A 25,546-nucleotide genomic window follows, 5' to 3' on the forward strand; every position below is an offset into this window, starting at 1 on the left:
TATTTTTAACAGCAATGCCTTATTATTGTATTCCATTACACCCTTTATGAGAAACCCGTACACATCCTCTATTAAACTAGCCGTCATTTTTCTTGTTTTTGGCATTACCTGGATCATCACTTCAGACCTCATCTCCCGGCAACTGACCCGCAACGACCTTGAGTTGTACAGCATGATACAACATTCAAAAGGCGTACTGTTCATGATCCTGGCCGCCACACTGATCTATTTCGGAAGCAGGAGAATATTTACAGACATTGAATTCTCAAGGGATAAATGGCTGCAGCAAAGGCTGGAAGAAGAAAAAGAAAAGCATAACCAGGAAATGGCAAAAGCCATTCTTCACGCACAGGAAGCGGAAAGGAAAAAACTGGGAGAAGAACTGCATGATAATATCAACCAGCTTTTGGGCGTGGTGAAATTATATGTGCAGCATGCGCAGGTGAACAAGGGCATGCAGCAGGAACTGCTGGAAAAATGCTCAGAATACATCAAGCAGGTGATCGAAGAGATCAGGCAATTATCACGCTCCCTCCTCCCTCCCGCTCTTCATGAGAACGGACTGCTCAGGAGCATCGATCAGCTGGTAGCGGCCATCACCGTGGTGAATACTCTCCAAATAGACCTGAAGAACGATGGCATAAAGGAAAACGATCTCCCTGAACAGGTGCAACTGATGCTGTACCGCATCATACAGGAACAGCTCAACAATATCCTGAAACATGCAGAGGCTGACCAGGTGAAGATCCATCTGGAGCAGAAGAACAAAACCGTTCACCTCAGCATTACGGATAATGGCAAAGGATTTGATCCTGATTCAGTGATCTCCGGCATGGGACTGATGAATATCAGAAGCAGGCTGGAGCAGGTGCGCGGCACGATGCTGTTGCATGCCGCACCTGATAACGGATGCACGCTGGCCGTATCTTTCCATCTCTAATCGATAACCATGTATGGAGAGCTGATAGCATACTGGACTATATTCGGCCTGACGCACAGCCTGCTGGCGGCAGAAAGGGTGAAAGCTGTTTTCAGTTCCTTCATGGGTGCCCATTTCCAATATTACAGATTATACTATTCCATTTTTTCCTTTTTACTGCTGTGTTGGATATTGTGGTTCCAGTATTCCCATCCCGATCAAACATTATTTCGATTGCCCGCTTACGTTAGTGTTGCAGCAGCCCTACTGCTCCTGCCCGCCATGATCATTATGAGCATCTGCATCCGCAAATATTTCTACCATCTCAGCGGCATCGATGCATTGTTCCCGGAAAAGGAATCATCCGCTAAACTTGAAACAGGCGGACTGAACCGTTTTGTACGGCATCCGCTTTATTCCGGCACCCTGCTGCTGGTCTGGTGCCTTTTCCTCCTTTTCCCTACCGCCGGCAACCTGATCAGTGCCGGAATGATCACGCTGTATACCATCATCGGAACCCTCTTCGAAGAAAAAAAGCTCCGCCGTAGTTTCGGCGAAGCTTATATTTTATATCAGCAGCAAGTGCCGATGCTGATCCCTTTTTTGAAACGAAACAAAAACAATGCAGATCAGGGAAGGTTATTGTAATAATTCAATACCAGTTTCGCATCAGCAATGCCTTTGCATTTCAGTTTTTGCTTATCGATGTATTCCACCACTTTTTCTTTCTTATCTGCCAGTATCTCCAACAGGAATTCCTTTCCTTTTTCCCATTCTTTGATGGTGCCGTTTGCAAACACATAATAGTTTTCATTACTCACATATTCTTTCTCAGTAGCGCCGGCATAGGCTTTATATTCCTTCAGTTTCTTCTTCGTGTATTTCAGCAACTGTGCTTTTCCATTTACCAGTCTTTCGTAAAAAGTGGCAACAGTGTTCTTGCCAATACCAGGAAAACCGCTTGCCAGCAAGTATTCGGTGGGATTTGTGCCGGTTGAATCAATCATCACAATTTCTTTGATCATGCCATCAGGGGCCACCAGTTCAGTTTTCTGCGAAGTCAGGTAATGGATGGAATTGTTCACGCAGTTAAGCCTGACGGAAATGCCTGAAAAACTACGGTTATCCTTGAGCGTTACCACTGCTTTTGCCCATTCACCCGGCAGGAATGGGCTTCCTTTGATCTCTATCCTGTTCCATTCTTCAGAAGGGCGTTGCCCCTGGATATCTGTGAGGAAAACAGTAGCAGGTAAGTAGATCGTGGATTCCTTTATGATCTGTGCCGATGCAGTTTGCAAAAATACACAGAGGACCAGCAGGGATAATAGTTTCAGTTTCATATAAAACGATTGAAATATCTGTCCGAAAAAATAATAAAACCCAGCGAGAATACTGACAGGAATTATCTGACCTGCCATTTTACGCTTCCAGCCGGTAGCACCAGCGGAACAGTTTTCCCTGGAAATCGAATGGAGTGGTGGCATTGGTTATATCTCGGATAGTAGGTGTATGGATCCGTTCCCTGTCGAGCTCAAACTTCCTGTAATTGGTGCTGAAGTAGATCACGCCATCGGGGGAAAGCGCTTTCAGTGTTTTGTTGAGCAGGCTTACATGGTCTGCCTGGATGTCCAGGAAATCCTTCATGCGTTTGCTGTTGCTGAAAGTAGGCGGATCAAGTATTACCAGGTCGAAGGAATCAGGCTCCAGTGTATCCAGGTATTGCAGCACATCTGCGTGCAGGAAATGATGTTTGTGCGGATCGTAGAAATTATTGAGCTGCATATTATCTTCCGCCCATTTAAGATAGGTTTTGGAAAGATCTACGGATGTAACGGAAGCGGCATTGCCGGCAGCGGCGTAAACTGAGAAAGAACCGGTATAACAAAAAAGATTGAGTACTCTTTTATTGGCGGCGGCATCGCGCACCATACCGCGTGTGATGCGATGGTCCAGGAAGAGGCCGGTATCCAGGTAATCGGAAAGGTTCACTTTGAAACTGAGCCCTGCCTCTTTCACGTTGAAGAAGGCATCGGTTGTGTCTACCCGTTGGTACTGACCCAGCCTGCCCGCTTTGCGCTGGCGCTGCTTGATGAACACATTATCTGATGGCAGTTGGAGGACCTCACTGATGATCAGGATGCAGTCTTCCAGCCATTGTTCATGCTCTTCCTCTGTGAGACTGTGCCTGCGCTTGTATTCCGCCAGGTAAATATGATCTTCATAGATCTCGATGCAGAAAGGGAATTCAGGCAGATCGTGATCATACACCCTGTAGCAGGTGATGTTCTGACGAACTGCCTGTTTGTGAATATGTTTGTACACTTTCACCAGCCTGTTGCGGAACATGAGAAACTTTTCCGTGTTCATGCCGCAAAAGTAGGGAAAGCTTATCCAAATACTTTTTTCAAAGTTTCGGTTACGCGGGCCGCAGGATCTTTCCGGATCTTCTGCTCTTCCTGGGCTACCTGGAAGAAGAGACCGTTGAGTGCGCGCTGTGTAACATAGCCTGAGAGATCGGTATTCACTTTTTTTACCAGTGGAACTTTATTGTATGCCTCAAAAACTGTTTTCCAGTGTTTGGTAGCGCCGGTCTTTTCGAGGGCGCTATCGATCGTTGGACTGAATGCGCCGGTAAGCGAAGTAAGCGTTTTGCCCTTAAGATAGCTGGTAGCAGCAGTATCAGAACCACGAAGGATGCCAAGAGCATCCTGGAAGCTCATCCCTTTCACTGCATCCAGGAAAATAGGTGCAGCGGATTTGGCAGCTTCTTCCGCAGCGCGGTTCATGCTGAGGATAGCATCATCAACCAGTTTTCCCATTCCCATACTGCGCAACGTGGATTCCACTTTCTGCGCTTCGGGAGGCATCAGTACTTTGATAGCAGCATTGGCAAAGAAGCCATCCACTGCGGAAAGTTTATTGGCGCCATTGGTAGCGCCGAGGCTCAGCGCCTCTTTCAAACCGGCTACAATATCATCGTTGCTCAATCCGCTTCCGCTGGTCTTGTTCAGAAGGCCGCTGGCTTTTTTCAACAATCCGCCTTGTGCAAAACTGCCAATAGACGCTAATAACAGGAGGGGTAAGAAGATGCGTTTCATACGATATCATTTGAGTGAAGCTAAAGTAACGTGGGCCATGAAAAAAAGTTGTTAAAGGATCATTTATTTATCCACGTAAATTCAGCGGCCCTCGGCATATTATTGAACACATGCAACACATTATCAGGAGGTATGGTGAGTTTTCGCTTGGTAACATCCAGCCAGGCCCCGTCAACGGTCAGCAACGCCGAGAGTGTATCTCCGTTTTTCCAGATATTATGACGGATGCTCCAGCGACTCTGGTCTTCGCGGGCCGACAACAATTCAACATCGATGGTGATGGTATCGCCCAGCCTGATCTCTCGTTTGAAAACACATTCTTCACGAAAGAGAATGGGCCCGATCTGGTTGGCAGCCATCACAGCAGCTGTAAGACCATGCTCTTCCAGGAAACTGATTCGCGCAAATGCGCCATAATCATAGTATACGGAATGACGGAGATGAAAATTGGGATCGAGGTCCGACCAACGGACTTCCACTGGTTTGAGGAATGCAATCATGACTGCTTTTTTTGTTCAACAAATATGGTTATTTTTCGAATAGCAAACTTTATTGCATGCGACGCCTAACAGCACTCCTCTTATTGATCTGCTTCTTTGCCATCCAGTATGGCAGGATCATGAGCTATTGGGAATGCCGCCTGATGGCAACAACGGCCGCAGCAAAATGTGATTGCGAAAAGATCATGGCACAGGCGGATGACAAGAAAGGCCATTTTGCCACTTCCTTTCCTACAAAAGGTATTTCGGAAGAAGTGTATGATCACTCGTATTGCAGTTTGCCCGGTCTGTTGGCAATAGCTCCGGAAAGCAAGATTATTCCCCCTGCTGCCTCCCCCCTCTCCGATGCCAGCGCCAAAGGCATCTTCCAGCCACCGCGATGCTGATGTAAATACTTAGTGTGTGCCCAGTCGCTCGCCTCTGGCGAGTGACTTATATTTAGTCGCCTCCGGCGACGCGGTGTTCGCCGGAGGCGAACAATTAGAAGTCACTCGCCAGAGGCGAGCGACTGGCAGCACCCGAATTAATTCCACTTTTCTATTTCATCCATTCTTCTTACCTATCAAACTCATTTTATGAGAACGAATATCTTATTGTATATACTCTGCATCTTTATCTTTGCCAGTTCCTGTAATCCCAAAACATATCCTGCTGCAACTGCAATCAATAATATCAACCAGATCATCCATGATGCGCAGGGCAATCCCGATCTGTATGGACAAACCACAGAAGAAGTCCTGAAACAAATTCCATTCGGCAGTTGGTATCTACCCCAATACAATTCATATACACCGGACAGCAATGTATTGACAGAGCTTCGACCTGAACTCCGTAACAAAACCATACAGATCTTCATGGCCACCTGGTGCGGTGACAGTAAGCGGGAAGTACCGCGTATGCTCAGGCTGCTGCATCTCTGCGGCGTTCCGCCCACTGCCATCGAGATCATCAATGTTGGCCGGGGTGATGATAATTACAAACAAAGCCCCACACATGAAGAACGCGGAAAGAATATACTCCGCGTTCCCACTTTTATCGTTTATCAAAATGGAAAAGAGATCAACCGGATTGTGGAATTTCCCGTGCAATCCCTGGAAAAGGACCTGCTCAATATCCTGCATCGCGAAGCGTATTCTCCCAAATACCAGGGAGCCGCATGGATGTTGCAATGGTACAGTCATGATAACTGGGAGCAACACCAACATGATAGCACCACCCTCGCAGCCGATCTCAAAAAACAGGTATTGAACCGCAGTGAGCTGGATGCACTGGGGAAAGTTCAGCTAAGTTTGCAGGAAATTAACAAAGCGCTCTTCACCCTAAAGCTGAATCTTATACTCTTTCCTGAAGATCCCTTCGCACTCAGGAGTTTCGCGAAAGCCTTACTGCGTAAGGGTGACACCACGGCAGCCAATCAATACCTGGAAAAGGCAGAGCGGTATGCCCGGCAATAAACTTTCCATTATATTTGAATCCTTAAAATCAACTTTGAATGAAAAGATCGATTCTCTTTACAGCAATCTGCTGTGTGGCCCTCGGAGCTGTTGCGCAAACGAAGAAACCTGTTGCTGCAAAGCCCGCCGCTAAACCTGCATCCAAACCTGTTGCAAAATCTGCTGCAAAACCTGTTGCTAAAACCGCAGCCAAACCCGCCGGAACTGTAGTATTGAAGAACGCTGCCGATTCCTTCAGCTATGCCATCGGCCTCAGTCTCGCCAGTTTCTACAAACAACAAGGCATAACCGATATCAACAATGCACTCGTTACGAAAGCACTGGCCGATCATAAAAACGGCAAAGCCGCTCTCGATGATATGCAGGTGCAGATGTGCATCATGAACCATATGTCAGCCATCAAAGCAAAATCTGCCGGCCCCAACAAGAAAGCCAGCGATGCCTTCCTGGCTGAAAATAAAAAAAGACCAGGTGTAAAAACCACGGCCAGCGGTTTGCAATATGAGATCATCGACGAGGGTACCGGCCCGATCGCTACTACCGCCGATGAAGTACGCGTGCATTATGCAGGCACCCTCATCGATGGAAAGGAATTCGACAGCTCCATCAAAAGAGGTCAGCCCATCACTTTCCCCGTTACCGGTGTGATCCGTGGCTGGACGGAAGCCCTCCTGCTGATGCCACAGGGCAGCAAATGGAAACTGTATATTCCTTCCGAACTCGCTTATGGCGATAGCGGCGCAGGCCCCGATATCAAACCCGGCTCTGCACTGATCTTTGAAGTGACGTTGCTGGAAGTGATCAAGAAGTAACCAAGAATATTTCCGATAATGCAAAAAGGTGTCCTTTTCTGGGACACCTTTTTGCATTATCGGAGAACAGTCGCTCGCCACCGGCGAGTGACTTCTAATGGTTCGCCTCCGGCGAACACCGCGTCGCCGGAGGCGACTAAATACAAGTCACTCGCCGGAGGCGAGCGACTGGCCACACCCTATTAAAGAGGAAGCTGTTTGTCCTTCGGATATTTAACGCTGAAGCTCATGCGCAGTTTGCGTGATTCTCCTGGCTTGATATCAAGGTTCCAGGTGAGGAAGGATTTCTCCTTGTCTACCTCTGCACCACTGAATTCAAGCAGCTCCACTTCGATCTCCTTATCAGTTGGGATCGGGAACAGGTCTTTCACCTGCACCTGGATAGCTTCTTTCTTATTGTTCTTCACCGTGATCTCATACGTAAAGGTCTGCAGCTTCTTACTGCCAAGGAATTTCACGCTGCTGAAATCTTTGAGTTTCTCGCGGGTGATCACCACGCGGCGGTCCTTACCCAGCGTGAGGTTCAGCGTATCGCTGGTAGAACCGGGATTGAGCCGGGTCTTGCCAACATAGGTACCTTCAAAAATGATATTGGCTTCGCCTGGCAATAATTGCAATCCTTCCCAGTCAGCGATGCAGCCGATCAGGTAGGCATCCTTATCTTTCACCGGTGCGGCGAAATATTTGTAGATGGCGGGAGTTGTGCGGTCTTTCAACGATACCACCTGTTCCTTACCGTTAGTAGGCACATCGTAAGGCAGATCGATCTCATAGGTTACATTGAGCTGGCCATCGTTCTCCGCCACATAATCCTGCAATCCATCCTTGAGTGTTACCACCGTTGCACCGCCTGCTGCGCGGGAACCATAGATGGCAGCCGCATTGTCGGCCTTCAGGATACTGATGGATTTGATGGCATTCTTATTGATCTGGCTGAATTTTTCTTTGGAGATGATCTCTCCGTTCACCACATAAACCGGCTCGGGTATTTCCCGCTCCCGCTCCTTCCTGGCCCCACCGTAACCGGTTACCACTACTTCACTTAGCGCATATTGATCAGCGTTAGAGCCAATACCGCGGACCTGGATGCCCGGCACCATTCCTGCAAGTTGATCCTTCAGGTTACGGAAGCTCAGCAACCAGCTCTGCAACTCAGGCGCCGTGGCATTCATATTGGGCATGGAAGTGGCCAGCACCAGCTTCACCCCTTTCCAATCGAGGCCAGTAGTCTGGCTCACTTTGGCCTTGAACCCGATATTCACCGGCTTGCTGATGCTTTCCACACGAAGATCATAAGCCGGGTTCCAGCCAGCATAGGGAGTTAAATATGAAATGTTCAGGGTGTAGGTCCCGGCCATCGGGGAGAATGCCTGGAAGGCAAGCTGACCGGATGTAATGGTATTCTTTTTCTCTTCTTCCTTTACCTGGTCTTGCAGTCGCGAAATCAACTTCAATAACCTGGTTGCCTTGTCAGACAATTGCAGGGATTCTTTTTGCAATTCGGTTGCCTTTGACCGGTAGTAGTCCATCAGTTTCGTCAGTTCCGCTACACTCACACCGGTTTGCGATCCTGCAATGGATTTATTGGCGGCAAGTACTGCCTGTAGTTCCCTGATAGTAGTGATGTTCGATTGAACAACCGCCAGTTCAAGCTCTGCTTTTTCTGCAGAGTCCTTCAATCTTTTCACTTCTGGCGATGTATTCTCTTTTTCCAGGAACTGTTTTCCAAATTCAACAGACATGATCGCGAGTCCGCTGTTATCAGAAGTCACCCGCACACTGTTGAGTTCGATCTGATTGCTGATGCCTTCGATCACAAATTCATTGTTGCCCTGCGCCAGCGTTATCCTGGCCGTATGGAACAGTTCAGCTCCTGTTCTGTACACGATGGCCGATTTCAAAGTGGAAGACGCCGCATTCTTTCCGGGGCCGGGCTTCGCAAACACGGAAGAAAAATGGAATAATGAAAAAACTGCGACAACAATTAGCTGCTTCATACAATCGATTTTGGTGAATACAGCTAATGGATGCGCAGTTTTCTGCAATTACACAATCCAATAAAATTATTTATAGAGCTCCTGGTAATATTCATTGGCCATCCTGCCGGATTCAAAACGGAAACGCACATCGCGCATACCGTTGATGGCAACAGACCTCCAGGTATCGTATTGATTATAGTACAAAGGAAGGATCTCCTGCTCCAGCATATCATAGATCTTGTTCAGATCATAATCATCCTGTTCCTGTGTATTCATGCGTGCATAATCTCCTTTCGGCACCACAAAACCATTATTGGCATTGTTGATGAACTCCGGGATCCAGCCATCATCTGTAGAGAAATTCACGGCGCCGTTCATGGCAGCCGTCATGCCGCTGGTGCCGGACGCTTCGCGGGGCACGCGGGGATTGTTCAGCCAGCAATCTGCTGCCTGCTTCAGCCTCTTCGATAATGTAAGTTCATAACCCGTCAGCACCGCCACATTGCTGTATTTTTTGCTGAGGTTCACCAGGTTGTTGAATTCATTGATGGCGGGATAGTCCATCGGGTAAGGCTTTCCGGCCCAGATGATCTGAACAGGATATTGTTTGCTGGATAATAATTTCTCGAATCTTTCCTTATTGCGTGTAAGGAAATCAGCGCGCTTGTAACCTGCAAACCTCCTTGCCCATACGATAGTGAACACATCAGGTTTGAAGAGCTTACCGGTCTGATCCGCCACGATCTCGAATGACCTGTGTTTAAGATAACGTTTACGATCATCCCAGCCGGCATCATTGTTCTCTTCCATAAAACGGTACAGCTGCTTGTCGGCCCAGTAGCGCCAGTTCTGTGCGTTGGTGATGGAGATGATCGGGCAAACACCGGGATACTTGCCCCACATCAGCCGGCTTACCACGCCATGCAGTTGCGATACGCCATTGGCAAGATGCGCAAAGCGCAATGCCACCAGCGAGTGATTGAACTGGTCATCCCCGATGCCGGTGAGCTTGCGCACTTCATCCAGTCCCAGGCCGCAGAAATAACTCATCTTCTGACACAGATAGATATCATGCTTTTCGTTTCCGGCTTCTTCAGGCGTGTGCGTGGTAAACACCAGGCGCTTTTTGATGTCTTCCACATTGCCGAATTTCTTATAGAGATAGAACACAGAAGAAACGCCATGCGCTTCATTCAGGTGGTACCTGTCAGGATTGAAATTAAGTTCGTCCACCAGCTTGGCGCCACCAACACCCAGGAGGATGAACTGCGCAACCTTGGTTGCTACATTGGCATCATACAACCGATGCGTGATGGTTTGTGAAACATAATCGTTCTCCGGCACGTCCGTACTGAGCAGGAAGAGCGGAGCAGTGCCGAATGTTTCAGGATTGAGATACCAGACCTTTACCCATACCGGGTGATCGTGAATGATGATCTGGAACTGGATCCCGGTATCTTCCAGGAAACTGTAATGCTTCTCCATCCAGGTCACCTGCAAGGTTTCATCCTGGTTGCGCGCCTGATCATAGTAACCGTATTTCCAGAGAATGCCGATACCGATCATATTCTGACGAAGCTCATATGCACTCCTTAGATGGGAACCGCTTAAAAATCCCAGCCCACCACTGTAAATCTTCAATGGCTGGTGAACGGCAAACTCCATGGAGAAGTAAGCCACTTTGGTTTTGTAAGATTCGTTGATGGGGTACGGAACATTATAGTTGGTAAAGCTCATAGTTTCGTTTGCTTGTTGAATTCAAATATGTGTACCAAATACACAAACGGCTGCAATATACTGCTTATTCCATAAAATTATAATACCGCGGGGATCATTCTACTTTTTCTTTCCGGCGGTTTCTGAAGATTTGGGGGCTTTCTTTCTGGTGTAGCTGCCTTCAAAGAAGCATTTGATATCGCGCCAGGAGCCGCAGCCGCCGGTTTCTTTCATGGTAACGGTATTGCCTTTGAAACTGAATTGCAGTTCGCAGGGATTGCCGCTTTCGTGGTACACAGCGAGTGTATTGTTCACCAGTTTGGCCACACCTTTCAGCTCCCCCTTGCACTCGCCGTTATTTTTTTCGAAGTGTACAAAGAAGCTTAGCTCATTTGGCCGCTTGCTGTCGCGGAAAGAAATGAAGTTCTTTTTGTTCTGCACATAATCACCGGTGAGCTTATGTTTGGTGCTGAAAGTATCGATGGGATTGATCACGTTCTCGATGATCTCCTCGTTGGGTTCGGTCATAAGCAGCGTGAATTCATTGGCGGCGCTGTTGTAGAAATATACATTGCGTTTGAAGGTGGAGATCATCCCACCCTGCCTGCGTTCCCTGTATGTAATGATCTGGTATTTCTTATCCAGTAATCCGTAAGCGCTGGTTGAATTATCGAATCCGTCTTTCACCAGCGGCATAGCATTGAGGTATTTGTTATCGTCGCTGAAGCATACCAGGTAGCAGACGCGTTTGTTGCCTGCTGCTGCCTTCACGAAGAGATAGGTTTCCTTTCCTTTTTCTTTCACCCTTGCTTCAGAATAGAGTTTAAGCGTGGAGAGATTAGTAAAATCTTTTTTAAGGATACTGTCGGGAATGAACTGTTGGAAGATCTTCATCCCGATGAGAAAGCTGTCTTTGGATTTTTTTACCAGTGAGGTGTCATCCATCCTGAAAGGCAGTGCAGTTTCGGGGAAGAATTCTATGAAGTCCCCTATTTCCACTTTATCACCATCTTTCAGCGAGGTCTTTTTGTTTTTGCACGCCACTGCAAGCAGCAGCAATACAGGCAAAAAGAAGAGAAATTTTTTCATATACCGGTATTGGTGTTGATGCGTTAAAAGTAGGCATTCAGCAGCACTCCCAGAAAAGTTATTTGATTGTTAGGAATTCTTTTTTAGATTTGTCTAAATTTAATTTTAGAGACGCGTAGCCGGAAGTATGAACAGGGAGTGGTAGATGGATTGGAGAGTGGCGGAAGATTGGAGAGTGGCTGTCGCTCGCGTCCCCGCGAGTGACTTCTGTTTGTTCGCCTCCGGCGAACACTGTGTCGCCGGAGGCGACGGAATACAAGTCACTCGCCAGAGGCGAGCGACTGGCAGCAGCGAAACGAAATAATGTATGCAACAATATTCAAGCAGTAAGGAAAATTATTTAAAGGCCATCTTCCATCTCCAGAAAAGCGATGGCGTGGTTACCACAAACGATGTAGCCAATGAACTGCAGACCCGTCCGGCTTCAGTTACAGACATGCTCAAAAAACTGAAGGCGCAGAAGCTTCTCATCTATGAACGTTACAAGGGTTTCAAGTTAAGCCAGGAGGGAAGGAAAGTGGCGCTGCAGATCATCCGCAAGCATCGTCTCTGGGAATATTTCCTGGTGGAGAAACTGAACTTCGGCTGGGATGAAGTGCATGAGATTGCAGAAGAGCTGGAACATATCAGCAGCAAAAAACTGATAGACCGTTTGGATGAATTCCTCGGTTTTCCCAAAACAGATCCGCATGGCGATCCGATCCCAGACAGCCAGGGAAGGTTCACCCTAATCAGGCAGGTAGACCTGCTGCATCTCCCTGTGAACAAGACAGGAGAAGTGAGCGGTATCGGAGATCAGAGCCCGGAAATGCTGGAGCTCCTCAAACACAAACAGATCGGCCTCGGCACTAAGATAGAAGTGAAGAAGGTATTTGCCTTCGACAATTCACTGGAATTGAAAATCAGAAATCAGACCATCGTCACCGTAAGTGAACACGTGGCCAAAAACGTATTTGTGAAATATGATGAATAAGCACCACCCGCCAGACAGGTCGCTCAGTGAAGTACATGCTTCCGTAGATGTATCCAAACATAACAACCGCTGGAAAAAGGTCCTTTCCTTTTTCGGGCCGGCCTATCTTGTAAGTGTTGGGTATATGGACCCGGGCAACTGGGCCACGGATCTTGCAGGTGGCTCAAAATTCGGTTATGCCCTGCTGTGGGTACTGCTGATGAGCAATATCATGGCATTACTGTTGCAAAGCCTCTCCGCCCGCCTCGGCATTGTTCGTGGCCGCGACCTGGCCCAGGCTAACCGGGAGACCTACCCGAAAGGAGTCAACTTCGTTCTTTATGTTCTTGCAGAAATTGCCATTGCCGCCACAGACCTGGCCGAAGTGCTGGGTATGGCCATCGGTATACATCTTCTCACCGGCCTTCCACTGATCTGGGGCGTGGCTATCACTGTTTTCGATACTTTATTATTATTGTTGTTACAGAGACTGGGCATCCGCAAGATGGAGGCCTTCATCATCGGCCTGGTGGCCGTGGTGGCAGTGTCTTTCCTGGTCCAGATCATCATGGCGGAGCCCGTAGCTTCTGAAGTGGTGAAAGGTTTCGTTCCAACTTTCCCGAATGATGAAGCGCTGTACATTGCCATCGGTATCATCGGAGCCACCGTGATGCCGCATAACCTTTACCTGCATTCAGCGCTGGTGCAAACCCGTAAGATCAGCAAAACTTCACCCGGCATCAAACAGGCATTGAAATGGAGTTTCGTGGATTCCGCCGTGGCGCTGAACGTGGCTTTCCTGGTGAATGCCGCCATCCTGGTCCTGGCTGCTGCCGTCTTTTTCAAGAATGGACTGGGCGTGGCCGAGATCGGCGAAGCGCACCAGTTGCTGGAAGGTATGCTTGGATCAAAACTCGCTCCAGTTTTGTTTGCCGTGGCATTGATTGCAGCCGGACAAAGCTCCACTATCACCGGTACCCTCGCGGGTCAGATCGTGATGGAAGGTTACCTGCGTTTGCGGATCAATCCCTGGATGCGCAGGCTGCTTACAAGACTGCTGGCCATCATCCCGGCCATCATCGTGATCGGATTGTTCGGCGATAAGGAAGTGGACAGCCTCCTCATCTTCAGCCAGGTTGTATTGAGTATGCAACTGGGCTTTGCCGTTATACCACTGATACATTTTGTGAGCGATAAGAAAACGATGGGAGAATTCGCTATCAAGCCCATTGTAAAATTTGCCGCATGGCTGATCGCTTCTGTATTGGTTTACCTCAATATCAAGATGGTGCTCAGCCAGACCACTGATTTCTTTGGTGAATCCGGCAGTCTCCTCTGGAAAACGGTGATCATTGCAGGCGGCGTGTTCTTTCTGGCATTGCTTGTATATATCACATTCTATCCATTGTTTGCAAGAAGAAAGGCTGCCAGCTCCATCGAGATGCACCCGGAACTCGCAGGACTGCAGCAACTGGATACCCCATCGTACAAAAAAATTGCCGTGGCGCTGGAATTCGGGGAGCACGACAGCCAGTTGATCGCTCACGCCATCGGGCAGGGCAAAACAGATTCGGCATACATCCTCATACATGTAGTGGAAAGTCCATCTGCACATATGCTCGGCCTGGAAAGCGATGATTTTGAAACGCGCAATGATGAACAGCGTTTACACTTCTACGTGCAGCAGCTACAGGAAAAAGGATTCAATGCTTCAGGGCATCTTGGTTTCCGCAACAGGAGCAAGGAGATCGCCAGGCTGGTGAAGGACCAGCAGGCAGACCTGCTGGTAATCGGCGCACACCGGCATCGCGGATTGAAAGACTGGTTGTATGGAGAAACCATCAATTCGGTGCGGCACGAGATCAATATTCCTGTGCTGGTGGTGAACGTAGGAAGCTAACTGAATTTGTCTTTCACTGATCGTTTGAGCCTGCTCAGGGTTTCAGGCTTCATATTGAGATAGGATGCCAGTACATTCATCGGCACGCGCCGCATCATCTGCGGATGGTTTGTTCTGTAATCGAGGAATCGCTGGCGGGCGGATTTCATTCTCACATTGTATTGCCTTTTTTCCCTGGCGCCAGCCAGTTCTATCACCAGCAACCTGCCGATGTTTTCGGCCCAGGGGAAACTCAGCATGATGGTTTCCAGTTTGCGGTGCTCGATGCGTACCAGGATGGTCTGCTCTACTGCCTGTACGCTCAGCTCCGATGGCCTCCTGGTATTGAAGCTCACTTCAGACTGAATGAAATGCCCTTCTGTGGCCAATTGCAGCGTCACCTCCCTTTTCTTGGGAAGCGAAATGTATTTGCGTGCCATTCCTTTCACTACGATATTGAGGTAATTATCGATCTCGCCTGCGAACAGGATCATCTCTTTTTTTTCGTACAATTTGATCTCCAGGAATGGAAGGAGCTGCAATAGTTCATCCTTACGTAATTGCGTATAGCGGTGCACGTAAGTGAACAGCGGGTCTAAATAATTTCTTACATCGATGGATCGGGACATAGGAACGACATTATTTTCCGTGAATAGCATTCACTTTTCTTTCCAGTTGCGTTTTAAGGCGGCTGTAAGTTTCAGGTTCAATGTCGAGGTAAGATGCCTGGTATTTATGTGGTACCCTGAGGAACAGTTCCGGATTGTTCTTGATGAACATCAGGAACCTTTCGCGGATGGAGTAGCGCAGGTGATTGAGCTCCCAGTGTTCCTGCTGCAGGACCTGTTCAGAAAGGATGAGTCGGGCCATACGGTTTATGCGGTTTGAATAGGGAAATAGTTGCTCGAGTTTATTTTTTGGCAGCGCCAGGGTAACGGTAGGTTCCAGTGTTTCCAGTTGGCAGAGGGAAGGGTTTCCTGAAAAAAAGGACACGAAGGAACTCACCACTTCACCTTCACGGGCAAAGTGAATGGTTACATCCCTGATGGGATCGCGGAAGTACTGACGCACCAGTCCCTTTACGATGAAATGCAGGTATAGCTCTTTATCGCCTGCCTTCACCAGGTCCGACCTGCGCCTGTATTGCCGTAACACCATGATATGGGCCAGAGAAGTGATATCTCCTGTACTGAGCTGGAGTGAGCGGCCGGTATATTCCTGTAACCGGTCTGCATATGCCAGCAATAAGGCCATCTTATCTTCCGTAGTATGCTCCATGTCCAGAAGTAAAAATAGTTCTGTTTTTAATAGAAACCATTCATATCGTCCTTTGTACTATTCATCATTAAAAAAAACGTGTAATTCAATCGAACGTACCGTCCTTTAACAGATTAATTTTTTGAATATGGGACTGGCTTTGCTCAATTAGCCCAATTGGCGTAGATTCGCAAACTTAACTGAGCTTAAAATCACAAGACATGGCCAAAAAAATCAAAGTAGCTAATCCGGTTGTTGAATTGGATGGTGACGAAATGACCCGGATCATCTGGAAGTTCATCAAGGAGAAACTGATCCTCCCCTATGTGGATGTAGACATCAGGTATTACGACCTCGGCGTCGAGTACAGGGACCAGACCAATGACCAGGTGACCATCGACGCAGCGAATGCCATCAGGGAATTCGGCGTGGGTATCAAATGTGCCACCATCACCCCGGACGAAGCAAGGGTGAAAGAATTCAACCTGAAACAAATGTGGAAGAGCCCTAACGGCACTATCCGCAATATCCTCGACGGAACTGTATTCCGCGAGCCCATCGTAATCAAAAATATTCCGAGACTGGTTAGCAACTGGACTGCCCCCATCATTGTAGGCCGTCATGCTTTCGGCGACCAGTACCGCGCTACCGATACCGTGATCAAAGGAAAAGGTAAACTCACCATGACCTTCACTCCGGAAGATGGCGGCGAGCCACAGACCTTCGAAGTGTACAACTTCAAAGGCGATGGCGTTGCTCTCTCCATGTACAACACAGACGAGAGCATCAAAGGTTTTGCTCGCAGCTGCTTCAACATGGCGCTCAGCAAAAAATGGCCGCTCTACCTCAGCACTAAGAACACCATCCTCAAAAAATACGATGGCCGTTTCAAAGATATTTTTGAAGACATCTATCAGAACGAATTCAAAAAGGCATTCCAGGATGCAGGCATCGTGTACGAACACCGCCTTATTGACGACATGGTGGCTTCCGCCCTCAAATGGAATGGCAATTTCGTCTGGGCCTGTAAGAACTATGATGGCGACGTACAATCAGACAGCGTAGCGCAGGGCTTCGGTTCGCTCGGTCTCATGACTTCTGTTCTGGTTACTCCAGACGGAAAGACCATGGAAGCAGAAGCTGCGCACGGCACCGTTACCCGTCACTTCCGTGATCACCAGGCAGGAAAACCAACCAGCACCAACCCCATCGCATCTATCTTTGCATGGACAAGAGGTCTGGCCTTCCGCGGCAAACTGGATAATAACCAGGAGCTGATCGATTTCGCCAACGCACTCGAAGCCGTTTGTATCGAAGTTGTGGAAGAAGGTAAAATGACCAAGGACCTCGCAGTATGTATCCATGGCAATAAGGTAAATCACGGAGAACATTACCTGTACACTGAAGAGTTCCTGGATGCTATCGACAGCAAACTGAAACAAAAGATGGGAATGTAATCTTTCCTTTCTCAGCTCATACAAAGAAAAGCCCCGGACCACTCCGGGGCTTTCTTGTTTTATGTAAAAATGATATTACCTTACCAGCATGTTACAGACCTATTCCATCAAAGTGACAGGCAAAGTGCAGGGCGTCTTCTACCGGCAAAGCACAAAGGAAAAAGCGACTGCGCTGGGCATTACCGGTTATGTGAAGAACAATCCGGATGGAAGCGTGCAGATCATGGCATCTGGTACAACGGCACAGCTGCTGCAATTGGTGGTTTGGTGCAAACAGGGGCCGGTGCGGGCCATTGTGGAGGAAGTACAGGTAGAAACGATGCCGCCTGCTGTATTTATGGGATTCAGGATAGAGCGATAAAAAAAAAGACCATCACTTTATTGCTTCACAAATTTCTGTGTTTGTCTCCTGCCCTGCTTATCCCTGCTCTCCAGGAAGTATACGCCATTTGCGAGTTGCTGCACCGGCAGACTGATCAGCGAAGAGGTTCCCTGCCCCTGGCGTTTCCATAGAACACGTCCCTGCAAATCCAGGATAGCGAGACTGGCATTATTCTTCACATCATATTCGATATAGAGCATATTGCTGACGGGATTCGGACTAACAGTCAGCCTGGTGGAATTTACAGTACTTATTGCACTGATCTCGCTGTAACTGAAATTACCATCGATATCCACTTGACGGAGGCGGTAATAATTCCTTCCTGACAACGGAGATGCATCAGTGAAATCGTATTTTATAGTTGAATGGCTGTTACCGTTTCCATCTACCCAGCCGATCTTAACGAAATTGCGGCCATCTGCGCTGCGTTCGATCTCAAACCCTTTATTCTCCAGCTCCTGAGCAGTTGACCAGTTCAGTACAACCTTATCCATCACCAGTTTGACGTTGAAAGAAGTGAGGCTTACCGGAAGCGAGGCATTGGATTGCAATACGCTGAACTCGGAGAAGCTTGTAGTAGAGGCTTCCAGGTAAAAACCGGTGCCCGCAATATCTCCCGGCACAGGGGATGCAAGCTCAACACCCAGTCCCTGGTTATTACTAAACTCGCAATCTTCACTCACTCCTTTGTAATGGACAAGGGCCAGATCATTCAGTGTAAGTACCGGCTTATTGATGGCTGTTTTATAATCTGCAAATTCACTGTTTTTGTAATACAACCGGATCTTAACCGGCGTTGGGAAACTGTTGGGATGAGTAACGGAACTCAACTTGAAATTCCTGGGAAGGAATTTCCTGGTACTGCTACCGGGTATATTAGCAACACCTGTTCCAAAATGTTTTGTATACAATTCCATGGTGCCAAGGTTATTACCATTAGGATGTAAGGAAAGCACCAGGTTTCCTGAAGCATCAGTGAAATCATACCATATATTTTGGTTCACGAAATGCAGGTAGTAAAAGTTGCAATTGTTATTGCTATAATCAGCTACACGATTCTCAATCCTGACAAACGTTACATCCATGGATGCAGCGTTATTGGTTTCTTTTAATCGTAATTCAACTTTACTGTTTTCATCCAGTTCACCGATGGTAATATTTGATGCCTGGGCGCTGAATACCACAACCCCATTTATCAACAACATCATTTCATCATCTACATTACCAATATTCAGTTTATATTTTCCTGCCGGGAATCCTTGTCTTCTCGCACTGATCACGAAATTATCATTATCTACCGGGCAACCGCTGTAATTAGCCGCCGCTGAAGGAGATAAAGTAGTGGGGAATGAGCCGGAGGTATTCACAGCCAATCCGGCAGCTGTATAATACCCACGATATGAATTAGTAGCTAGCGTTATATCGCTGCCATTGAATGCATATACATTCCAGCTTTGATTACCGTACACAGCTGTGTCTCCCTGCACAGTACCTACTGAGATCTTGATCTCATCGCTGTAAGCAATGGCGCCGGAATTATCTGCAGCTTTTCTTCTGAACCATGTTGTAACGGAAAGCATCCCGGCCTGATACGTCTTATTTACTGCATTGGCAATATTTGTCCAGCTGCCATTCGCAACAGAATCCTGCCATTGATAAGTGATGCTGGCAGGGGCAGATCCACCAAAGGCATCTTTGTTGCTCACCAATAATGCAGGTGTTTCGCCTATACACAATGCCTGCGGCTCACCGATATCCCCACCGTTGAGACCAGACATCCGGAATTCAGCAGTCAAGTAAGAATGTCCTCCTTCATCAAGTAACCGGAGCTCCACTTCAGAATTTTCGTCAAGGCTTCCCAGCGAAATGGATGCAGCACAACAAGTCAGGTTGCTGATCAATGCCCCATTGATGTATATGCGCAATTTGTTTGTAAAATTGGGAATATTCAACACATAGTTTCCTGCAATGAAACCTTTACGGCGGGCTACCGTTGCAAAATAATCCACAGGTACATCACATCCCTGGTAACCTGTGGCAGAAGCTGGAGAAGCGAGATAATGCCAATCATCTATTGTATTAAAATCCAACACTTCCCTGCTATAGAAACCTCTGTAGTCAGCCCCGATAAGATCAATATTATTTGTCTGATAAGCATAGAAATTCCATTTGTTCAATGGAAATTCAGATGCATCGCCTGTCTGAATAATAGATAATTTTACTGAATTGCTATATGCTGTAACACCATTCAATGTAGCAGCTCTCCTGTACCAGGTGTTACCAGATATAGGAGGCGCCTGATAAGTTACAGCATTGGCCCCGGTTACAGGTTGCCAGCTTCCATTTTCAGTTGAATCCTGCCATTGATAAACTACTGCAGGATTGCCGTTATAAGCAGCATCAATATTGGTGAAAGCTGCTGGCTGAGCAGCTCCACAGATTAATTGATCCGAGCCAATTACGCCTCCATCAGTAAAATTAGCAATCCCCACTGCGTCTATCTCATTCCAGCCGTTCACAAGTGTTGTGTTCAGTGCAATACGCACCTTACTTACGGGAAAGCTGGTTATAGGAATTACTACTGTCAGAATGCGGGAGCATGCCGGAAGATTGGCAGCAGTAACTTCATACACTTTTTCCCATTGCTGTGTATTTGGATTCATCACATAAACAGTATCTACAGCTCCGGGAGCAAGGGTTTCATGAACGAATATCCGGTTGACCGGAGCAGGATTATCATACTCCAGTTCCAGCCATTCCCTGGAGCCGGCACTGGTTGAAGGACACCAGGCCGTTCCAGCATCAGTGCAAGGTGTTGTATTGGGCTCACCGGTTGCCTGCCAGGCATTATAGCTTCCGGATGAATATTGAGAACTCCAGGCTGGTACACGATTCGCATACCTGATCTGCCCTGACACATCGATATTGAAGAGAAAGCAGCACAAGAGCATGAGTGGAAAAAATATTTTCATACGCACAAAGATTAATAGAGTTAGAAAAAATCCCCTTGCCACCCGCCTGGGTCGTAGTACGGGCGGGGGCTTTGGGGATACACCCTTACCTGATATTGTGCGAAATTATCCGTCTCAACGCTGTAAAAAACGAAAGGATCGCCCAGCGATCCTTTCACAACTATGAAGTGTTTGAATTAATATCCTTGCTGATCTATTCGTTCTTTACTTCCGCTACTCTCCCGCTCCTGCCATTGGAACTAAACGCTTTCACTTTGATCAAACCTTTATCTGTAACCGGACCTGCATACAACTTACTGTTCACATTGGGTTCCTTACCATCAGTAGTATAACGAAGCGTTAGTCCCGGCAATTGAATATTTGCTTTCACTATTCCATTTTCTACCACTAACCCCGGTGTTGGAATACGATACGAAAATCCACCAGCCAGGTAATCCAGCTTTGGCAATTCCCTTTTGCCCACACGGTTCACAAACTGGCTCCAGTCTTTCCAGTAAGCTGCACCCGCCATCGGCTCGGGCTCTGAAGCCCAGGCCGGATCAGTGCTCCAGGCTCTTTCAGAAAGTCCCAGCAATTTCGGCAGCAACATATACTCCATCATCTGCGGTGTTACCAGTGTTTCGCTCCAGAGCAATCCCTGCATGCCGGTGATATGCTGTTTTCCATAATCGGTTAAACGCTCTTTATGTTCGAAGAAAGATGCCGGAAGATCAGTATTGAATTTATCTTTCCTCGCATTGCGGTAGTAATCGTAGGGAATGAACTGCCAGGGTTTGTCCAGATCGATGAAGCCACCCCAGTAATAACCCGGCTCGTCGAAGTTCTTGTAATAGCACATATCGAAATACACATTGCTCACGGGAGACAGCACGATCTCGTAGCCTGCATTCGCCAATCTGTAAGCAAGGTCTTCCGCGCCCCAGCCCAGCATATTGTTCCATACATCCAGCTGGAAAACGCCGCGTGCAAAATCAGGATTGGGGATATAATGCGATTTGCCATCCAGCTGTGTTTTGCGCATGCCTGCCTCTTCCCATCCATATGCAGCAAGCCCTCTTTCCTTCAGCAGCTTGTTCACTTTTTCATAATAGTAATACCAGAGATCGAAAGTGGTATGCAGGTTGGGATCTTTTGCAACCAGTTCCTGCGCAACAGGCGACTTCTCCCAAACGCCCGCGGGCAGCTCATCTCCGCCTACATGGACCATATCCAGTGGCACGCCTGCTTCCTTGTACATCGCAATGAAATCATCGAACACCCGCGCGAGAAAACGATATACGCCGGGCTGCGCCACATTCATCGCATTATCGCGCCAGCCCTGTACTGATCTGTATTCGGATTGATCATTGGGATCATGCAGCATGAATTCTTCTGCAGCTTCTTTTTTTCCTTCTTTCATCAAACGCTCGTAGCGTGCTTTCATACTCACCACTGCAGCTCGCGCATGACCGGGAGATTCAATTTCCGGTATCACTTTAATATGCCGCGCATGCGCATACTTCAATATCTCGATGAATTCTGCTTTGGTATAATGACCTGTGCCGGATGAATGGTTATCCGGACCGGAACCGAAACTCGGCATCAGTTGTTTGCTTTCATCCACCGGGAATCCGCGGCGCGCCCCGATGCTGGTGAGCTCTGGGAGTGATGGCATTTCGATACGCCAGCCTTCGTCTTCACTGAAATGGAAATGGAATACATTGAGTTTGTACAAAGCCATCAGGTCAAGCACCCTCAGCACCTGTTGCTTTGAATGGAAGTTGCGGCCCACATCCAGCATGAAAGCCCTGAAACCGAATCGTGGCGCATCTTTCACCTCCACTGCAGGAATAGACAAACGTGGCCTGTTTCCCCTGAATGCTTCAGCTGGCATCAGGGATCGGATGGATTGAATGGCATAAAAAGCGCCTGCTGCATCGCCTGCCCTGATCAGCAACTTTGACTCCGTCATCGAGATCTCATAAGCTTCTGCCGGCAGATCAGCTTTGCGAAAAATGATACCATCGGAAGTATCGCCAATGGCATCGCCCAGGGGTATCTTTTTGCCCATGATGTATTCAAGCTCATTGGCCAGGTAAGCAGCTTCCTGCGCAAAGGCAGCATCGGCATTGATCACCTTTACATTGCTGAGATAAAAGGCTTTTCCTGTTTCCCTGTAAAAGGCTGGTGTGGGAAATATTTTGGTAAGTCCTTCCGCGGACAGCTCTTCGATCTTACTGTTCTGCCGGTAGAGATCGGCGGGAGTGGTGAATCCGTACTTATCATCCGGCGACCGTTTGATCTGCTTCAACTGCGTGGCAGGAATGACATGATAGTTTTCCACTTTCAGTCCCTGTTCCGGCTGATCATCCAGTACCCAGAATAGGCCGAGGGGCGCATCTGTGTAATTGATCACCCAATCGCTCGCCACAAAAGGCACACGAACAGACTGACCAGGCTTAAGTCCTTTGAAATTTGCAGCAGGCGTAAGTTTGAAGAGATCGCCGTTGATATTGGCGATGGCCATGCCGCCTTCTACAGTCTCCGGCCGGATAGCACGGGCTATATTGAAATAAAGCGACCATCCTTTGGCAGGAAGGTCGCTTTTTCCATTATTGGTGAATGTGAATGCACTTTGAAAACCGGACTTGCCCTGGTAATGGTTCTCGACGATCTCCCATTCCACTTTAATTTGTTGAACAGGATGCAGCTTCGTCTTTTTCTGGGCTATTGCTGAGATACTCATGATACAGAGAACAACAACGGGATACACAATTCGTAGCATAGGCGTGCGAAAGGTTTGTTGGGTTTTTGAAATATGCAAGCAACACAATCATATCTATGTGATCTGCATGATCAAATTGTAACCCCTGATCCCTGTCTATTTTCTCTTTTTATCCTTTTTCCTCAAGGTTCACCAGCATGTCCCGGGTCATTTTTGCCAGATCGAACTCATGCTTCCATCCCCAATCATTTCTCGCTACGGAATCATCGATACTTGCAGGCCAGCTATCGGCAATGGCCTGACGGTAGTCGGGTTTATAATCGATCGTGAAATCCGGTATATGCTTTTTGATGGCTGCTCCGATCTCTTCGGGAGAGAAACTCATTCCTGAAAGATTATAGGAATGACGCACGTTGATCTTGCTGGCCGGGGCTTCCATCAGTTCGATGGTGCCACGGATGGCATCGGGCATATACATCATTGGAAGATAGGTATCTTCTTTGAGGAAGCAGGTGTATTTTTTCTCTTCCAGCGCTTCGTGGAAGATTTCTACGGCATAATCCGTAGTTCCCCCGCCGGGAGGCGACTTATAGCTGATCAGGCCTGGATAACGGATGCTTCGCACATCCACTCCGTAACGCTGATGATAATAATTGCACCAGAACTCACCCGCGTATTTTGAAATGCCATACACAGTGGTGGGTTCTATGATGGTTTGCTGAGGACAATTCTGTTTGGGGGAAGTAGGACCAAATACGGCGATGCTGCTTGGCCAGTACACTTTGTGCAGTTTCTCTTCGCGTGCAATATCCAGCACATTCAGCAGGCTCTGCATATTGAGATGCCAGGCCAGGTTGGGATTCTTCTCGCCGGTGGCGGAGAGGATGGCCGCCAGGAGGTAGATCTGCGTGATGTTCTGACGGATCACCTGCACGTGCAGCATTTCTTTATTCATCACGTCCATGCTCACATATGGGCCGGTGCCTTTCAGCAGCTCATTTTCTTCCCTGAGGTCAGAGGCTATAACATTGTTGTTCCCGTAGATGTTGCGGAGGGCAAGCGTCAACTCCACTCCGATCTGACCGGAAGCACCAATAACGAGGATCTTTTCTTTCATCATATGGATACAATTTCCTTTATGGGGCGTAAAAGTAATCCGTATGCGGTCATCCTCAAAAAAATTTACTAACTACCGTTTGCTCACCCGTTCCCGTAATCCGCTCAATATGTCTTCATTACGCAGCCCCTTCCGGCAAACTTTGCCAGACCGTCCCCTGCTTCACTACCCGGCATGGGAAATATCAACTATACAACAATGATGGTTAAGCGCTTTTATTATCTGTGTTGCTTATTATTGTTCGGACCGTCATGCGGACAAAATCCGGAAGAAAGTATCATACAGGGAAAACCAGCACCAGCGCCGGTTGACAGTGCAACGGCCAGCATCTCCATCACCCTGGATGGCAACAGGATAGCTGCTTACGAGAGCCACAACGCCAATGCAGTACTGGATTCCGATGTACTGATGATTGAAATGAACAGTCCTGATTCCAAATATTCCCTGATGGGTTATGTAGGCGGTTCCCGCTCCGGAAAATATGTACTGGCCCAACGGCAGCAACGTGGTAAAGCCAGTATCAGTATCTATCATGATGGCAATGGAATACCAGCCAGCCTGACGCCAACGGAAGGACAGTTCTCCCTGATTGCCATGAACGGAAAGAGCTGCAGCGGCAACTTTTCCGGATCACTGAAAGACCAGGAGGGTAAGACCTACACCATACGGGGATATTTCAGCAGGGTGGCCGTAAGGAATATCCAGGCGGGTAAATAGTATTTAACCAATGGAAATTTATTCTTTAAATTATCAATGCATATTTATGAGATCAACACTTGTTTTAGCAGTCGCTATTTCTATGCTGCTTATCTTCTCCTGCAAGAAAGGTGATCAGGGCGATAAAGGCGATCCTGGTCTGAATGGCAATGCTAATGCTGTTCAATACAATTTCGGTGCACATAATTTCGCCACCAGCGCATTTAAGCATCTTCAGATCAGTACCACTGCAGATACTATGAATAACTCATCATGGCATGTATATCTCTTTTACGAACCACTGACCAGATGGTATTTCATACCGGGCGAAGGCTTTGGAGCCAACACCCGGTACAGAACCAGCATTGACTTCGCAGGCGGTAAAGTCAATATCTATATCGATAAGGTTGGTGTGGGAGAAGCCTATTCAAAGATCCGCGTGATCCGCATCTACACCAACCGCCAGGAGAATCTGGGGCTGGTACCAGGCAACAGGCATATCTCATCACCAGATGTATCCGATTACGAAGCCATGCGGTCTTTCTATCAACTTCCATAAACAG

General features: G+C 47.8%; 23 protein-coding genes. 11 read left to right on the forward strand and 12 right to left on the reverse strand.

Translation table 11 applies throughout. The features are described 5' to 3' along the window. Window positions 1-46: 46 nt before the first annotated feature. Both D9Y29_RS16455 and D9Y29_RS16460 read left to right on the forward strand, forming a co-directional pair. Complete coding sequence (locus tag D9Y29_RS16455) at window positions 47-940, forward strand: sensor histidine kinase (protein WP_127130152.1); 894 nt, start codon at window positions 47-49, stop codon at window positions 938-940. A gap of 9 nt (window positions 941-949) precedes the next feature. Further along, window positions 950-1,567, forward strand: coding sequence for a methyltransferase family protein (locus tag D9Y29_RS16460; RefSeq protein ID WP_127130154.1), 618 nt, complete (start codon window positions 950-952; stop codon window positions 1,565-1,567). Here the strand turns inward: D9Y29_RS16460 and D9Y29_RS16465 are convergent. The 4 genes from D9Y29_RS16465 to D9Y29_RS16480 form a co-directional block, all read right to left on the reverse strand. Further along, on the reverse strand, window positions 1,549-2,259 hold the full coding sequence (locus tag D9Y29_RS16465) for a hypothetical protein (protein ID WP_127130156.1): 711 nt from the start codon (window positions 2,257-2,259) through the stop codon (window positions 1,549-1,551). The genes D9Y29_RS16460 and D9Y29_RS16465 overlap by 19 nt on opposite strands. Window positions 2,260-2,338: 79 nt before the next feature. Next, window positions 2,339-3,286 carry a class I SAM-dependent methyltransferase gene (locus D9Y29_RS16470; protein ID WP_127130158.1) on the reverse strand — a complete coding sequence of 316 codons (948 nt, stop codon included), beginning with the start codon at window positions 3,284-3,286 and terminating at the stop codon, window positions 2,339-2,341. Between the two features lie 20 nt (window positions 3,287-3,306). Next, window positions 3,307-4,017 carry a DUF4197 domain-containing protein gene (locus D9Y29_RS16475; protein WP_127130160.1) on the reverse strand — a complete coding sequence of 237 codons (711 nt, stop codon included), beginning with the start codon at window positions 4,015-4,017 and terminating at the stop codon, window positions 3,307-3,309. Between the two features lie 59 nt (window positions 4,018-4,076). Continuing rightward, window positions 4,077-4,517: an acyl-CoA thioesterase gene (locus D9Y29_RS16480; protein WP_127130162.1), complete on the reverse strand. Its 441-nt coding sequence runs from the start codon at window positions 4,515-4,517 to the stop codon at window positions 4,077-4,079. A 56-nt stretch (window positions 4,518-4,573) separates the two neighbouring features. Here D9Y29_RS16480 and D9Y29_RS16485 point away from each other — a divergent pair, with 56 nt between their 5' ends. From D9Y29_RS16485 to D9Y29_RS26925, 3 genes are all read left to right on the forward strand, one after another. After that, on the forward strand, window positions 4,574-4,903 hold the full coding sequence (locus D9Y29_RS16485; protein WP_127130164.1) for a hypothetical protein: 330 nt from the start codon (window positions 4,574-4,576) through the stop codon (window positions 4,901-4,903). A 189-nt stretch (window positions 4,904-5,092) separates the two neighbouring features. After that, complete coding sequence (locus tag D9Y29_RS16490) at window positions 5,093-5,971, forward strand: thioredoxin family protein (RefSeq protein ID WP_127130166.1); 879 nt, start codon at window positions 5,093-5,095, stop codon at window positions 5,969-5,971. A gap of 38 nt (window positions 5,972-6,009) precedes the next feature. Further along, the gene (locus tag D9Y29_RS26925; protein ID WP_127130168.1) at window positions 6,010-6,783 is read left to right on the forward strand and encodes a BamJ family beta-barrel-assembly machinery protein; all 774 of its coding nucleotides are present in this window, start codon (window positions 6,010-6,012) and stop codon (window positions 6,781-6,783) included. 182 nt (window positions 6,784-6,965) lie between these two features. Here D9Y29_RS26925 and D9Y29_RS16500 read toward each other — a convergent pair whose 3' ends face one another. The 3 genes from D9Y29_RS16500 to D9Y29_RS16510 all read right to left on the reverse strand — a co-directional run bounded on the left by D9Y29_RS16500 (window position 6,966) and on the right by D9Y29_RS16510 (window position 11,567). Then, window positions 6,966-8,780: a mucoidy inhibitor MuiA family protein gene (locus tag D9Y29_RS16500; protein WP_127130170.1), complete on the reverse strand. Its 1,815-nt coding sequence runs from the start codon at window positions 8,778-8,780 to the stop codon at window positions 6,966-6,968. 66 nt (window positions 8,781-8,846) lie between these two features. Further along, the gene (gene glgP, locus D9Y29_RS16505) at window positions 8,847-10,499 is read right to left on the reverse strand and encodes an alpha-glucan family phosphorylase (protein ID WP_127130172.1); all 1,653 of its coding nucleotides are present in this window, start codon (window positions 10,497-10,499) and stop codon (window positions 8,847-8,849) included. A gap of 99 nt (window positions 10,500-10,598) precedes the next feature. Beyond that, entirely contained in the window at window positions 10,599-11,567 is a 969-nt protein-coding gene (locus D9Y29_RS16510) for a hypothetical protein (RefSeq protein WP_127130174.1), read from the reverse strand. A gap of 307 nt (window positions 11,568-11,874) precedes the next feature. Here D9Y29_RS16510 and D9Y29_RS16515 point away from each other — a divergent pair, with 307 nt between their 5' ends. Together D9Y29_RS16515 and D9Y29_RS16520 are read left to right on the forward strand one after the other, a co-directional pair. Further along, window positions 11,875-12,540, forward strand: coding sequence for a metal-dependent transcriptional regulator (locus D9Y29_RS16515; protein ID WP_127130176.1), 666 nt, complete (start codon window positions 11,875-11,877; stop codon window positions 12,538-12,540). After that, complete coding sequence (locus tag D9Y29_RS16520; RefSeq protein ID WP_241237961.1) at window positions 12,530-14,419, forward strand: Nramp family divalent metal transporter; 1,890 nt, start codon at window positions 12,530-12,532, stop codon at window positions 14,417-14,419. The genes D9Y29_RS16515 and D9Y29_RS16520 overlap by 11 nt, the downstream gene beginning before the upstream one ends. Here D9Y29_RS16520 and D9Y29_RS16525 read toward each other — a convergent pair. Both D9Y29_RS16525 and D9Y29_RS16530 read right to left on the reverse strand, forming a co-directional pair. After that, window positions 14,416-15,027: a Crp/Fnr family transcriptional regulator gene (locus D9Y29_RS16525; RefSeq protein WP_164735438.1), complete on the reverse strand. Its 612-nt coding sequence runs from the start codon at window positions 15,025-15,027 to the stop codon at window positions 14,416-14,418. The genes D9Y29_RS16520 and D9Y29_RS16525 overlap by 4 nt on opposite strands. A gap of 10 nt (window positions 15,028-15,037) precedes the next feature. Next, window positions 15,038-15,676, reverse strand: a complete 639-nt coding sequence (locus tag D9Y29_RS16530; RefSeq protein WP_127130180.1) for a Crp/Fnr family transcriptional regulator — start codon at window positions 15,674-15,676, stop codon at window positions 15,038-15,040. Window positions 15,677-15,876: 200 nt separating this feature from the next. On the opposite strand from D9Y29_RS16530, the gene D9Y29_RS16535 reads away from it, so the two are divergent. Next, entirely contained in the window at window positions 15,877-17,112 is a 1,236-nt protein-coding gene (locus D9Y29_RS16535) for an isocitrate dehydrogenase (NADP(+)) (protein WP_127130182.1), read from the forward strand. A gap of 88 nt (window positions 17,113-17,200) precedes the next feature. Further along, window positions 17,201-17,473, forward strand: coding sequence for an acylphosphatase (locus D9Y29_RS16540; protein WP_127130184.1), 273 nt, complete (start codon window positions 17,201-17,203; stop codon window positions 17,471-17,473). 17 nt (window positions 17,474-17,490) lie between these two features. Here the strand turns inward: D9Y29_RS16540 and D9Y29_RS16545 are convergent, their stop codons facing one another. From D9Y29_RS16545 to D9Y29_RS16555, 3 genes are all read right to left on the reverse strand, one after another. Continuing rightward, on the reverse strand, window positions 17,491-20,466 hold the full coding sequence (locus D9Y29_RS16545; RefSeq protein WP_127130186.1) for a T9SS type A sorting domain-containing protein: 2,976 nt from the start codon (window positions 20,464-20,466) through the stop codon (window positions 17,491-17,493). 193 nt (window positions 20,467-20,659) lie between these two features. Then, window positions 20,660-23,230 (reverse strand): family 20 glycosylhydrolase, encoded by a 2,571-nt coding sequence (locus tag D9Y29_RS16550; protein ID WP_127130188.1) that lies wholly within the window; start codon window positions 23,228-23,230, stop codon window positions 20,660-20,662. A 109-nt stretch (window positions 23,231-23,339) separates the two neighbouring features. Continuing rightward, window positions 23,340-24,290, reverse strand: coding sequence for an NAD-dependent epimerase/dehydratase family protein (locus tag D9Y29_RS16555; protein ID WP_206513807.1), 951 nt, complete (start codon window positions 24,288-24,290; stop codon window positions 23,340-23,342). Window positions 24,291-24,485: 195 nt separating this feature from the next. On the opposite strand from D9Y29_RS16555, the gene D9Y29_RS16560 reads away from it, so the two are divergent. Beyond that, on the forward strand, window positions 24,486-25,004 hold the full coding sequence (locus tag D9Y29_RS16560) for a hypothetical protein (RefSeq protein ID WP_127130190.1): 519 nt from the start codon (window positions 24,486-24,488) through the stop codon (window positions 25,002-25,004). 46 nt (window positions 25,005-25,050) lie between these two features. Next, window positions 25,051-25,542 (forward strand): hypothetical protein, encoded by a 492-nt coding sequence (locus D9Y29_RS16565; protein WP_127130192.1) that lies wholly within the window; start codon window positions 25,051-25,053, stop codon window positions 25,540-25,542. The last annotated feature ends 4 nt before the right edge of the window (window positions 25,543-25,546 follow it).

Origin of the sequence: Pseudoflavitalea rhizosphaerae, assembly GCF_003991355.1 — a bacterium.
Classification (GTDB): domain Bacteria; phylum Bacteroidota; class Bacteroidia; order Chitinophagales; family Chitinophagaceae; genus Pseudobacter; species Pseudobacter rhizosphaerae.